14 protein-coding genes and 1 tRNA gene are annotated in these 11,875 nt (G+C 68.4%); 5 read left to right on the top strand and 10 right to left on the bottom strand.

Features of this window, described 5'->3' with window-relative positions:
- Positions 1-25: 25 nt before the first annotated feature.
- From tatA to BST10_RS13495, 6 genes are read right to left on the bottom strand one after another with little or no spacing between them, the layout of a single operon-like run.
- Positions 26-256: a Sec-independent protein translocase subunit TatA gene (gene tatA / locus BST10_RS13520; RefSeq protein WP_013829048.1), complete on the bottom strand. Its 231-nt coding sequence runs from the start codon at positions 254-256 to the stop codon at positions 26-28.
- A gap of 39 nt (positions 257-295) precedes the next feature.
- A complete protein-coding gene (locus BST10_RS13515; protein WP_013829049.1) occupies positions 296-529 on the bottom strand; it encodes a DUF2510 domain-containing protein in 234 nt (77 codons plus the stop codon).
- Entirely contained in the window at positions 526-1,476 is a 951-nt protein-coding gene (locus BST10_RS13510; protein WP_013829050.1) for a helix-turn-helix transcriptional regulator, read from the bottom strand. The genes BST10_RS13515 and BST10_RS13510 overlap by 4 nt, the downstream gene beginning before the upstream one ends.
- Positions 1,473-2,468, bottom strand: coding sequence for a helix-turn-helix transcriptional regulator (locus tag BST10_RS13505; protein ID WP_083038286.1), 996 nt, complete (start codon positions 2,466-2,468; stop codon positions 1,473-1,475). Before BST10_RS13505 ends, BST10_RS13510 begins: the two co-directional genes overlap by 4 nt.
- Positions 2,469-2,516: 48 nt before the next feature.
- On the bottom strand, positions 2,517-3,875 hold the full coding sequence (gene pafA / locus BST10_RS13500; protein ID WP_013829052.1) for a Pup--protein ligase: 1,359 nt from the start codon (positions 3,873-3,875) through the stop codon (positions 2,517-2,519).
- 37 nt (positions 3,876-3,912) lie between these two features.
- Positions 3,913-4,536 (bottom strand): ANTAR domain-containing response regulator, encoded by a 624-nt coding sequence (locus BST10_RS13495; protein WP_083038284.1) that lies wholly within the window; start codon positions 4,534-4,536, stop codon positions 3,913-3,915.
- An 80-nt stretch (positions 4,537-4,616) separates the two neighbouring features.
- Here BST10_RS13495 and BST10_RS13490 point away from each other — a divergent pair.
- Positions 4,617-4,690: transfer RNA gene (locus BST10_RS13490), tRNA-Leu, on the top strand.
- Between the two features lie 73 nt (positions 4,691-4,763).
- Here BST10_RS13490 and BST10_RS13485 read toward each other — a convergent pair.
- Complete coding sequence (locus tag BST10_RS13485; protein ID WP_013829054.1) at positions 4,764-5,090, bottom strand: YnfA family protein; 327 nt, start codon at positions 5,088-5,090, stop codon at positions 4,764-4,766.
- 65 nt (positions 5,091-5,155) lie between these two features.
- Between BST10_RS13485 and BST10_RS13480 the strand changes: the two genes are divergently transcribed.
- The 4 genes from BST10_RS13480 to BST10_RS13465 all read left to right on the top strand — a co-directional run bounded on the left by BST10_RS13480 (position 5,156) and on the right by BST10_RS13465 (position 9,041).
- Positions 5,156-6,463, top strand: coding sequence for an adenylate/guanylate cyclase domain-containing protein (locus tag BST10_RS13480; RefSeq protein WP_205277394.1), 1,308 nt, complete (start codon positions 5,156-5,158; stop codon positions 6,461-6,463).
- A 48-nt stretch (positions 6,464-6,511) separates the two neighbouring features.
- Positions 6,512-7,768, top strand: a complete 1,257-nt coding sequence (locus BST10_RS13475; protein WP_041317965.1) for an alpha/beta hydrolase — start codon at positions 6,512-6,514, stop codon at positions 7,766-7,768.
- 27 nt (positions 7,769-7,795) lie between these two features.
- Positions 7,796-8,407 (top strand): HdeD family acid-resistance protein, encoded by a 612-nt coding sequence (locus BST10_RS13470; RefSeq protein WP_041317968.1) that lies wholly within the window; start codon positions 7,796-7,798, stop codon positions 8,405-8,407.
- Positions 8,408-8,507: 100 nt separating this feature from the next.
- On the top strand, positions 8,508-9,041 hold the full coding sequence (locus BST10_RS13465; protein ID WP_013829058.1) for a DUF4190 domain-containing protein: 534 nt from the start codon (positions 8,508-8,510) through the stop codon (positions 9,039-9,041).
- A gap of 39 nt (positions 9,042-9,080) precedes the next feature.
- Here the strand turns inward: BST10_RS13465 and BST10_RS13460 are convergent, their stop codons facing one another.
- From BST10_RS13460 to BST10_RS13450, 3 genes are all read right to left on the bottom strand, one after another.
- A complete protein-coding gene (locus BST10_RS13460; RefSeq protein WP_013829059.1) occupies positions 9,081-9,959 on the bottom strand; it encodes an acyl-CoA thioesterase II in 879 nt (292 codons plus the stop codon).
- Positions 9,959-11,377 carry a pyruvate kinase gene (pyk, locus tag BST10_RS13455; protein WP_013829060.1) on the bottom strand — a complete coding sequence of 473 codons (1,419 nt, stop codon included), beginning with the start codon at positions 11,375-11,377 and terminating at the stop codon, positions 9,959-9,961. The genes BST10_RS13460 and pyk overlap by 1 nt, the downstream gene beginning before the upstream one ends.
- Before the next feature lie 90 nt (positions 11,378-11,467).
- The gene (locus tag BST10_RS13450) at positions 11,468-11,875 is read right to left on the bottom strand and encodes an NINE protein (RefSeq protein WP_083038281.1); all 408 of its coding nucleotides are present in this window, start codon (positions 11,873-11,875) and stop codon (positions 11,468-11,470) included.

Genomic DNA, 11,875 nt, shown 5'->3' with positions numbered 1-11,875 from the left:
CGGATGCCGCGACGGCGATGCCGGGCTACGCCGAGGGACCGCCGGCCGCCGGCGGATCGACCCGCTCGGAGGAGACGGTGGTCGAGTTGGCGGTCGAATCCGGCTTGGCCTCGTTCTGCAGCTCGCGGACCTCGGATTTGAAGATGCGCATCGACTTACCGAGCGAGCGCGCCGCGTCGGGCAGGCGCTTGGCGCCGAACAAGATGATCACGGCGACGGCGAGGATCGCCAGGTGCGACGGTCCTAAAGCGTTCACTTTGCTTACCTCCAGACGTCGTATCGATGCTACCGCAGCTCAGGACCCCGGCGGCGCACGCCGCGGACGGGTGGCCCCCGTCCAGCTCTGACCGTCGAAGTAGCGGAGCAGTTCCGGGTCGGCGGGATCCGGATACCAAGCCGGGGGCACCGCTGATTGGCCCGCCGGCTTCGACTTGGCCTTGACCAGGAAAACGATGCCGACCACCACGCCTATCACCACGGCCAGGAAGACGACATCGGCTATCAGCATCCCGGCACTGAATGCGGTCACGCGCGTACTTCCCCGTAGGCCGCCAGCGCGGCGGCCGCGGCCTCGCGCACCCGGTCGACCACCGACTCGGGTGCCACGATCTGCACCTCGTCACCCATGCCCAGCAGCAGCCGCGTCAACCATTCGTCGGATGCGTAGGTCATCTCCGCTTCCCGCCAGCCGTCGGCCGAATCACCGACCAGTCGCATCGGGTAGTACTCGAACATCCAGGCCGCCGCCGGCGCCACCCTCACGGTGGCGACCGGCAGGGACGGGTCGGCGTCGAACAGCGAGGTGTCGGTCTCGGCCTGGCGTGCCGGTTCCGGCGGCGCCGCGGGTTCGTCGAGCAGCTCGGCGTCGTCGATGCGGTCGAAGCGGAACAACCGCACCCCGGCGGAGTCGCGGCACCAGGCTTCCAGGTAGCTGTGGTTTGCGATCAGCACCACCCGGATGGGGTCGACGACCCGGCGCGACGACGTGTCCCGCGAGGCGGCGTAGTAGTCGATGCTGATCGCCCGGCGGCGGTGCACGCCGTCACGGACGACCGCGGCGACCGGGTCGTCCTCGTCCGCGGCGTCGGTTGCCCGGTGGGCGGCCTCGCCGGCGGCGTTCTCGATCTTCGCGATCGCGCTGCGTGCCGCTCGGGGGTCGACGATGCCGGGCATGTCGACCAACGCCCGCAGCGCCATCAGCATGGCGGTGGCCTCCGGCGACGTCAGCCGCAACGGCCGATCCACCCCCGCGGTCTCGTGCACGTCGAGGCGGTCGTCGTAGAACGTCACGTCGATCAGCTCTCCCGGCCCGTAACCGGGCATGCCGCACATCACCAGCTGATGCAGGTCGGCCTGCAGCTGCGCCAGGCTCACGCCGAGCTCGGCGGCGGCCTGCTTCTTGGTGATGCCGGGCCGCGCCTGCAGATACGGCACCATGTTCAGCAGCCGGACCAGCCGCTTGGACAGTTGGCTCACGCGAGCACCCCCCGGGCGCTGGCGGTCAGCCGGGCCACCACGTCGTCGCGCAGTGACGGCGGATCCAGCACGACGGCGTCGGCGCCGTGCCCGGCGATATCGCGGGCCAGCCGGTCGTGGGTGCCGATGTCGACGCCGACGATGTCGCCGTCGCGGCCGGCGAGCGCCTGCCGGCCCAGCACGGCGCCGGCCCGGCGCAATGCCACCGCCCGGCCGTCGGCGACCCAGATCCGGGCCTGCAGCCCGGTCGGGGCTTCGCCGACGGCCTCGGCGACGATCGCGCGCAGGTCGACGCCGTCGGGGCGGGTGACCGAACCCGGCGACCCGATCGGGGTGACCTCGTCGGCGATCCGTGACATCCGGAAGGTGCGCACCGCATCGCGATCGCGGTCATGGCCGACCAGATACCAGCGGCCGCCGTGGGTCACCACCCCCCACGGCTCGACGGTGCGGGTGACGTACGGATCGACCGGCGACGGGCGGTGGCCGAACTGCACGGCCTGCCCCGCCTGCACGGCGTCCATCAGGGCGCCCAGCGCCGGCTCGGCTCGGTGGATGCCCGGGAGCGCCGCCGGGGGCGCCACCAGTACGTCGGCGCGCGCCGGGTCCACCTCGACACCGGCGGCGTGCAGTTTGGCCACCGCCCCCTGGGCATTGGCCCGCAGCTGGGGCGACTGCCACAGCTGGACCGCCACGGCAACCGCGGCGGCCTCCTCCGTGGTGAGCTCGATGGCGGGCAGCGCGTAAGCATCGGGGTTGATGCGGTAGCCGTCGACCGTGTCGAACACCGAAGCCTTCCCGGTTTCCAGCGGAATGCCCAGATCCCGCAGCTCGTTCTTGTCCCGCTCGAACATCCGGGAGAACGCTTCGTCGCTGGGGCTGTCACCGTAGCCGATCACGGTGGCGCGGATCTTCTCCGCGGTGAGATAACCGCGCGTGGACAGCAATGCGATGACCAGATTCAGTAGTCGTTCGACTTTGGCAGTCGCCATGCAAGGAGGATAGGCGGTGGCGGCGGGCGGGTCGGTCGGAAGTGGGTGCTACATGCTGGCGATCAGGCGCTTGACCCGCTCGTCGACCGACCGGAACGGGTCTTTGCACAGCACGGTGCGCTGGGCTTGATCGTTGAGCTTGAGGTGCACCCAGTCGACGGTGAAGTCCCGGCCGGCGGCCTGTGCGGCACTGATGAATTCGCCGCGCAGCTTGGCGCGGGTGGTCTGCGGCGGCGTGTCGACCGCCTCGTCGACCTCCTCGTCGGTGGTGACCCGGGCGGCCAGCCCCTTGCGCTGCAGCAGATCGAACACCCCGCGGCCCCGCTTGATGTCGTGATAGGCCAGGTCCAGCTGCGCGATCTTCGGATCGGACAGCTCCATGTCGTAGCGATCCTGGTAGCGCTGGAACAGCTTTCGTTTGATCACCCAGTCGATCTCGGTGTCCACCTTGGCGAAATCCTGGGTTTCGACGGCGTCGAGCTGGCGGCCCCACAGGTCGATGACCTGCTCGAGCTGCGGGTTGCTGGCCCGCGTCTGCACGTAGTCCACCGCCCGCCCGTAGTACTCGCGCTGGATGTCCAGCGCGCCGGCCTGGCGCCCGCCGGCCAGCCGCACCGGGCGTCGGCCGGTGACGTCGTGGCTGACCTCGCGGATCGCCCGGATCGGGTTGTCCAGCGAGAAGTCGCGGAAGGGCACCCCCGCCTCGATCATCTCCAGCACCAGTGCCGCGCTGCCCACCTTGAGCAGGGTGGAGGTCTCGGACATGTTGGAGTCCCCGACGATGACGTGCAGCCGGCGGTACTTCTCGGCGTCGGCGTGCGGCTCGTCGCGGGTGTTGATGATGGGACGCGATCGGGTCGTGGCGCTCGACACGCCCTCCCAGATGTGCTCGGCGCGCTGCGACAGACAGAAGGTGGCGGCCTTGGGGGTCTGCAGCACCTTGCCGGCGCCGCAGATCAGTTGGCGGGTCACCAGGAACGGCAGCAGCACGTCGGAGATCCGGGAGAACTCCCCGGCGCGGACGATCAGGTAGTTCTCGTGGCAGCCGTAGGAGTTGCCCGCCGAGTCGGTGTTGTTTTTGAACAGGTAGATGTCGCCGCCGATCCCCTCATCGGCCAGCCGCTGCTCGGCATCGATCAGCAGGTCTTCGAGCACCCGTTCGCCGGCCCGGTCGTGGGTGACCAGCTGCACCAGGTTGTCGCATTCGGCGGTGGCGTACTCCGGATGACTACCGACATCCAGATACAACCGGGCGCCGTTGCGCAGGAACACATTCGAACTGCGACCCCAGGACACCACCCGGCGGAACAGATACCGTGCCACCTCGTCGGGTGACAGTCGCCGGTGGCCGTGGAAGGTGCAGGTGACACCGAACTCGGTCTCGATGCCCATGATTCTGCGCTGCACGTCATCGAGACTACTGGTTGAACCAGGGCAACGGTGGTCAGGTCGGGGGGTTCGCCGCCGTGTCGAGGGTTTCCAGCACGACCTCGGCCACCTGGCGCATCGTGGTCCGCTTGTCCATCGCCGCCCGCTGAATCCACCGGAATGCGTCCGGCTCGCTCAGGCCCTGCTTGCTCTGCAGCAGTCCCTTGGCGCGCTCGATGAGCTTGCGGGTCTCGAGTTGCTCCGACAGGCTGCTGACTTCGCGTTCCAGCGCGGTGATCTCCTCCGAGCGGCTGACCGCCAGCTCGATGGCGGGCACCAGGTCCCCGGCCGAGAAGGGTTTGACCAGATAGGCCATCGCCCCGGCGTCGCGGGCCCGTTCCACCAGGTCGCGCTGGCTGAATGCGGTGAGCATGACGATCGGCGCGATGCGTTTTCCGGCGATCTCGGACGCCGCGTCGATGCCGTCGCGGCGCGGCATCTTGACGTCGATGATCACCAGATCGGGGCGCAGCAGCTCCGCCAGCTCGACGGCCTCCTGGCCGTCGCCGGCCTCGCCGACGACCTCGTAGCCCTCTTCCCGCAGCATTTCGGCGAGGTCGAGCCGGATCAGCGCTTCGTCCTCGGCGATCAGGACCCGGCGGGCAGGACGCGGAGCGCCCTCGGATGTCGACGCAGTCATCACCCCATTCTGTCGCGCCTGCCGGCGGCGGCAACCCTTCGGGGCATCGTCTATCGTGGAGACCCGCGCGCAGGCGCTCGGCCCTCGTATCCCAACTGGCAGAGGAAACGGATTCAAAACCCGTACAGTGTGAGTTCGAATCTCACCGAGGGCACTGAGAAACACCCGGTCACCGACCGTACATCGCGCCGGAGACCCGCACGGGCGAGTCCCCTGCTGCTTCGGGCTCAGCGGGGCGTGTACATGATCACACCCACGCCCAGCAGGCAGATCAGCGCGCCGAGAACGTCGGCGCGGTCGGGCCGGAAACCGTCGAAGGCCATGCCCCAGGCCAGTGAGCCCGCGACGAACACCCCACCGTAGGCGGCCAGGATCCGGCCGAAATGGGCGTCGGGCTGCAGCGTCGCCACAAAGCCGTACAGGCCCAAGGCGATCACACCGGCCCCGGCCCACAGCAGCCCGCGGTGCTCACGCACCCCCTGCCAGACCAGCCAGGCACCGCCGATCTCCGCGACGGCGGCCAGCACGAACAGCGCAATGGAACGCAGCACCATGCTCGGTGACCCTAGCCGCCGAATGAAAGCCCAGCTCCGCACCTCACGGGATTAGGCTGTTGAAGGTGACCGTCAAGCGGTTTCTCGCGGTATCGGCGGAATCCCAGCCTTCCGACCGGCACTGGCGTTGCATGCCGGCGCGCACCCGCCACTACGCAGCGCGGCTGTCGCAGCGGCTGCGGATCCTCAAGGTCTCCGCCGGCCTCGCCGCGATCATCAGCGCGGGCTTCGGACTGCTGGAGATCTGGGCGGACCCCGCTTACTGGTGGATCGGTGCGCTCAATCTCATCGCCGCCGCCGCCTTTGTGCTGACCCCGCTGCTCTACCACTACGGCGAGCTGATCGCGCCCCTGGCGTTCGTCGGCATCGCCTACCTGACGACCTTCGTAATCTGCTGGGTGGTCGGGACCGGATCGGGTGTCCAGTTCTACTTCCTGGCCTCGGCGTCGATCAGCGTGCTCATTCTCGGCGTGGACCGGATCAAATTGGCCGCGGTGGTGGCGGGCATCGGTGCGGCGCTGACGATCGCCCTGCAGTTCCTGGTTCCCACCTACAAGCTGGATCAGCCGGCCTGGCTGCGCGACCTGTCCTTCGCCCTGGTGGTGGTCTCGGCGTGCTTCATAGTGATCGCCACCATCTGGTACGCGCTGCGCGAGATCGGCCACGCCGAAGCGGCGATGGAGGCCGAATACGATCGGTCCGAAGCGCTGCTGGCGAATATTCTGCCCACCGCCGTAGCCAACCGGCTGAAGAACCCGGCGGTCGACGTCATCGCCGACAGCTATCCCGATGCCTCGGTGCTGTTCGCCGATATCGCCGACTTCACCCGGCGGGCCAGCCAGACCGACCCTGGGCAGCTGGTCGAATTCCTCAACGAGATCTACACCGGGCTGGATCGGCTCGTCGATCGGCACGGGCTGGAGAAGATCAAGACCAGCGGTGATTCCTACATGGTGGTCAGCGGAGTCCCCGATCCGCGACCGGACCATCTGCACGCGCTGGCGCAACTGGCCCTCGACATCGCCGGCACCATTGCCGAACTGCGCGATCCGCTGGGCCGGCCGGTGTCGCTGCGGATCGGTCTGGCCGCCGGCCCGGTGGTCGCCGGCGTGGTCGGCAATCGCCGGTTCTTCTATGACGTGTGGGGGGACGCGGTCAACCTCGCCTCCCGGATGGAGTCGACCGGCGTACCGAACCGTATCCAGGTTCCACAGGACGTCTACGAGCGGTTGACCAGCGAATTCGTGTTCGAGGAGCGCGGCGACGTCGACGTCAAGGGCAAGGGCGTCATGCATACCTGGTTCCTGGTCGGCGCGCGCCCGCCGGCCTCCCGCGGTCCGGCGTCACGATCACTGTCGGTGCCTGCGCGCTGACGGGGCGATTCGACCGGTTTCGGTAGGGTGCCGGAGGGTCATCCCCCAATGCGAAGGAGCGCAATGACGAGGCTGTTGGCTGTATTCGGCTCGCTCGCCGGACTCGCCACCACGCTCAATGGCTACCGCCCGCTCAGCAAGCACGGCTATCCGTCGCTGTATGCGTTCGCGTTCGGCGTGTTCGCCTCGGAGCTTCCGCTGCAACTCGTGGCCGGGCAGTCCGCGGCGTTGGCAGCGGTATCGCGCGGGCTGCCGCCGCGGGTACGACGGTTCAGTTGGCTGGTTTCGGTGCTGTCCTGGCTGGGCCTGCTCGGGCTCAACCATCTCGGTCGCACCGCGAATCGACCGCTGACCGCTGCGTTGGACGCCGAACTCGGTGCGGATCGGCGCACCGACGGCCGCGAGCTCTGGAAGCGACCGGGCCCGGACGGCGAGATCGCCAAGGCACCCGGTCTGGTGCGCATGATGCGGGTCTACCGCGACTACGCCACCGATGCCGACATTCCTTACGGCGAATACGGCGGCCGCAACACCCTCGACGTATGGCGGCACCGAGACCTGCCCCGCGACGGCCGCGCTCCCGTCCTGCTGCAGGTCCCCGGCGGCGCCTGGATGGTGGGAAGCAAACGCGGTCAGGCGCATCCGCTGATGAGCCATCTAGTCGAACGGGGCTGGGTGTGCGTGTCGATCAACTACCGGCTCAGCCCCCGCTCCACGTGGCCGGACCACATCATCGACGTCAAGCGGGCGCTGGCCTGGACCAAAGCCCACATCGCCGACTACGGCGGCGACCCGGACTGGGTCGCGGTCACCGGCGGCTCGGCGGGCGGCCACCTGTGCTCGCTGACCGCACTGACCGCGGGCGATCCACAGTTCCAGCCGGGCTTCGCCGATGCCGACACCAGCGTGCGCGCGGCCGTTCCGTTCTACGGCGTCTACGACTTCACCGGCGAGACCGATCTGCATCCGCTGCTGGCACCGGCGCTCAGCGCGTATGTGTTCAAACAGAGCCGGCGCCGGTTCCCCGACACCTATCGCACCGCGTCATCGATGACGTACATCTCGGCTGACGCCCCGCCGTTTTTCGTGCTGCACGGCAGCAACGATTCGTTGGTCCCGGTCGAGCAGGCCCGCGCGTTCACCGCCCGGTTGCGCCATGTCAGCGCGAACCCCGTTGTCTATGCGGAGTTGCCGGTGGCCCAGCACGCATTCGACATCTTCGGCTCGCCACGGGCGGCGCACACCGCGGTGGCCGTCGAGCAGTTCCTCGCCGAAATCTACGCCCGGGACACGGCACGCCGGTAACGCTGAAACCGCCCCCTCCAGCGGCCCATGTGCCAAACTCCGGGCATGGAAACGACGGCCGTCCCGAAGCTGCTACCGCATCTGTGGAAATCGACGCTGGTCTCCGGTGTCCTCGCCCTGGTGCTGGGCGTGCTGATACTGGCTCGGCCCGGTAACTCGATCCTGGTTGCCGCGATTCTGTTCGGCGTCTACCTGCTGATAACCGGTGTGGCACAGACGATTTTCGCGTTCAGCTTGCCGGTGATGTCGGTGGGCGGCCGGGTGCTGCTCTTCATCAGCGGGGCGGCGTCGCTGATCCTGGCCGTGCTGTGCTTCCGGCATTTCAATTCCGACGAGGAAGCGCTGGCGGTGCTGCTGCTGGCCATCTGGATCGCGGTCGGCTTCATCTTCCGCGGTGTGGCCACCGCCGTTGCCGGTATCAGCGACCCGGAACTGCCCGGCCGCGGCTGGCAGATCTTCATGGGCGTGCTCAGCCTGCTGGCCGGCTTGGTGACCCTGGCCGCGCCGTTCACCTCGCTGTGGATCCTGGCGCTGGTCGTCGGCAGCTGGCTGATCGTCATCGGCATCGCCGAGATCATCACCGCCATCAGCATCCGACGGGCCGCCCGCAACGTCGCCACGGCATTGTCGGGCCCCTAGCGGGCGCCCGCCTGCTCCAGCGCCCGAACGGGCCGACGCGGGTACTCTGAGATCTGACCCTGCTGACACCTGTCGAATGCCCTGATGTGGAGCGCGCGCAATGCCCGAGTCTCAACCGTCCTGGCCTCCGGCCGGCGGTGGTTACCCCCCGCCGGCGTACCCGTACCCATATCCGGCGCCCGGGACCTATCCGGGCTACCCACCGCCCGGCCAGGTCAGCGCCCCCCGCAACGGTGCGGGCATCGCCGCCCTGGTGGTCGCCATCGCCGGAATCGTGACCGCATTGTCGGTGGTCGGCGGTGTGGTGCTGGGGATCGTGGCGGTGGTCCTCGGGTTCATCGGCCGCGGCCGCGCCAAACGCGGTGAAGCCGACAACGGCGGGGTCGCGATCTCCGGCATCGTGCTCGGCGCCCTGGCGGTCGTCGCCGGAATCGGCTGCATCTTCGTCTACGTCGGCATCTGGCGGACGGCCGGCGGCGGCGACTACGTGGACTGCATGACGAAAGCGGGATCGGACGCGGCCGCCCAGCAGCAGTGCACCGACCGGTTCCGTGAGCATTTCGAGAACAAGTTCGGCACCGCCGAAGCCCCTATGGTGCAGGAGTCGTCGGACTCGGCACTGATGCCGGCCTAACGAAGACCGCAAGGGCGGCCAAGCCGCGCCGGCAGTCGCTCAGCGCTTGGCGTTGGGGAAGTACATCAGGACACCCTCCTGGGTGACGGTGGCGATCACCTGCCCGGATCGGTCGAAGAAGTGCCCGGCGCCCAGCCCGCGGGAGTCCGCAGCCACCGGTGATGACGTCGCGTACAGCACCCAGTCGTCGAAACGCACCGGCCGGTGGAACCACAGGGTGTGGTTGGCGCTCGCGGCAAAGATCCGGTCGAAACCCCACGACAGCCCATGGGTGGTGATGATCGAATCGAGCACCGTGGTGTCCGACGAGTACACCATTAGCGCGGTGTGCAGCACCGGATCCTCGGGCAACACCCCGTCGGCCTTCATCCAGACCCGGTTATGGGCGAGCTGCCCTCCCTTGTCCCGCATCACCCAGGCGGGATCGTTGGCGTAGCGCCAGTCGATCGGGTGCGGCGCATTGACGAAGCCGGGCACGACCTCCTCGTAGCCCTCCAGAAGCTTCCGGACCCGGGGCAGCGTCTCCGGATCGGCGACCGCGGGCGCTTCCGCGCCGTGCTCGAGCCCGCGACCACCGGAGAGATACGAGACCATCGCGGTGGCGATCAGGGTGTCACCCTGCAACGCGTCGACCCGGCGGTTGGCGAACCGCCGCTCGTCGCGCAGCCGGTGGACCCGGAATTCGATGTCGCGGCCCGGATCCCCGCCGTTGATGAAGTGGACCGACAACGCGCCCGGCGGCAGGTGCTCCGAGACGGTACGGCTCGCGGCCACGAACGATTGCGCCATCAACTGTCCGCCGAAAGTGCGCAGCGGCGTCTTGCTCGGGTGCGATCCGGTGAACACGTCGGGTTCGGTGGCCTCGAGGTCCAAAACGGCCAACAGCTCCTGGAAGTCCGTGTTCGGCTCGGCCGGCACTAGACGTCGTCCTCGCCGATCCGGTGCACGTGGATCAGGTTGGTCGAACCGACGGTGCCCGGCGGCGCGCCCGCGACGATCACCACCAGGTCGCCGCGCTTGTAACGGCCCAGGTCCAGCAGTGCCTTGTCGACCTGACGGATCATCCCATCGGTCGACTGCATCTGCGGAACAATGAAAGTCTCAGTGCCCCAGGTCATTGCGAGCTGGCTACGGACCTCGGGAAGCGCGGTGAACGCCAGCAGCGGTAGCGGGGTGTGCAGCCGGGCCAGCCGGCGAACGGTGTCACCGGACTGGGTGAACGCCACCAGTGCCTTGGCGTCGAGGCGCTCGCCGATCTCGCGGGCCGCATACGAGATCACCCCGCGCTTGGTCCGCGGAATATGCGACAACGGCGGTGCCGCAGTGGAATTCTCCTCCACCGCGCACACGATCCGGCTCATCGTCCGTACCGCCTCCAGAGCGTACTTGCCGACGGCCGTCTCACCGGACAGCATCACCGCGTCGGTGCCGTCGAGCACCGCATTGGCCACGTCGGACGCCTCGGCGCGGGTGGGCCGGAAATTCGAGATCATCGACTCCAGCATCTGGGTCGCGACGATGACCGGGCGGGCGTTCTCGCGCGCCACCTGAATGGCGCGCTTCTGCACCAACGGCACTTCTTCGAGTGCGAGCTCCACCCCCAGGTCGCCGCGGGCCACCATCACCGCGTCGAACGCCAGCACCACGGCCTCGAGGTTCTCGATGGCCTCCGGCTTCTCCAGTTTGGCGATCACCGGGACCCGGCGACCGACCCGGTCCATCACCTCGTGCACCAGCTCCACATCCGACGGCGAGCGCACGAAGGACAGTGCCACCATGTCGACGCCGAGGTTCAGCGCGAATTCCAGGTCTTCGATGTCCTTCTCGGACAGCGCGGGAGCGGAGACGTTCATGCCCGGCAGCGATATGCCCTTGTGGTTGCTGACCGTGCCGCCCTCGGTGACGGTGCACACCACGTCTTCGCCGTCGATGTGTTCCACCACCAGGCCGACCTTGCCGTCGTCGACCAGGACACGGTCGCCGGGTGCGGCGTCGGCCGCGAGGTGTTTGTAGGTGGTGGATACCCGATCATGGCCGCCCGGACAGTCGGAGACCGTGATGCGGACGGTCTCGCCGTTGGCCCAGTAGGCGGAGCCGTCGGCGAAGCGTCCCAGCCGGATCTTGGGTCCCTGCAGGTCGGCCAGCACACCGACCGCCCGCCCGGTCGCATCCGAAGCGCTGCGCACCCATTGGTAAGAGGCTTGATGGTCTTTGTGGTCGCCGTGGCTGAAGTTCAGCCGGGCCACATCCATGCCCGCGTCGACCAATGCTCGGACCATCTCCGCGGAGTGGGTCGCCGGACCGAGAGTACAGACGATCTTGCCGCGTCGATTCACGACCCAAGCATAGTCGGGCCGACTGAGCCGCTCCCCTCAGGAACGGTTGGCGCCGGCCGAAAGCCGCGTGGCGAGCGGCCGTCTGGCGCGTCAGGTCCCGTCGCGCAGCGGTCGACCCTGCTTGTCGCTCACCCGCCCGGCGAGCATCAGAATCGCATCGACGATGCCCCAGATGATCGGGACCGCGGCACCGATGCCCCACGTCGCCGCGGTGAAGAGCAGACAGCCCAGCAACTGCGCGATACCCAGCGCGGTTTGGCCCAGATAGATACGCCCGAATCCGAGGAAGCCGAACAAGCCCAGAAGCTGCAGCAGCGCTGCGATCACTTTCGACTTGTCCGAGTACGGCTGCCCGGTGACCGGATGGCGGCCGTGCGGCGCCAACGCGTCGGGGTAGCCCGGATACGGGGGCGGATAGCCGGGCTGGTGCGGGTGGTGCTGCCAACCGTCCGGCGGACCTGCCGGCGGCCACGACGGATCGGTCATGTCTTGCAGCAT

Origin of the sequence: Mycolicibacter algericus DSM 45454 (assembly GCF_002086455.1) — a bacterium.
GTDB classification, from domain to species: domain Bacteria; phylum Actinomycetota; class Actinomycetes; order Mycobacteriales; family Mycobacteriaceae; genus Mycobacterium; species Mycobacterium algericum.
Note: the sequence above shows the minus strand (reverse complement) of the source record. Positions and strands in the feature narration are given on the sequence as shown.

Coding starts and splice junctions, on each gene's coding strand:
- BST10_RS13465 (WP_013829058.1), top strand. CDS start 8,508: ATGCCCGAGTCTCAACCGTCCTGGCCTCCGGCCGGCGGTGGTTACCCC.
- BST10_RS13485 (WP_013829054.1), bottom strand. CDS start 5,090: ATGGTGCTGCGTTCCATTGCGCTGTTCGTGCTGGCCGCCGTCGCGGAG.
- BST10_RS13505 (WP_083038286.1), bottom strand. CDS start 2,468: ATGGCGACTGCCAAAGTCGAACGACTACTGAATCTGGTCATCGCATTG.
- BST10_RS13475 (WP_041317965.1), top strand. CDS start 6,512: ATGCGAAGGAGCGCAATGACGAGGCTGTTGGCTGTATTCGGCTCGCTC.
- BST10_RS13470 (WP_041317968.1), top strand. CDS start 7,796: ATGTGCCAAACTCCGGGCATGGAAACGACGGCCGTCCCGAAGCTGCTA.
- BST10_RS13495 (WP_083038284.1), bottom strand. CDS start 4,536: ATGACTGCGTCGACATCCGAGGGCGCTCCGCGTCCTGCCCGCCGGGTC.
- BST10_RS13450 (WP_083038281.1), bottom strand. CDS start 11,875: ATGCTGCAAGACATGACCGATCCGTCGTGGCCGCCGGCAGGTCCGCCG.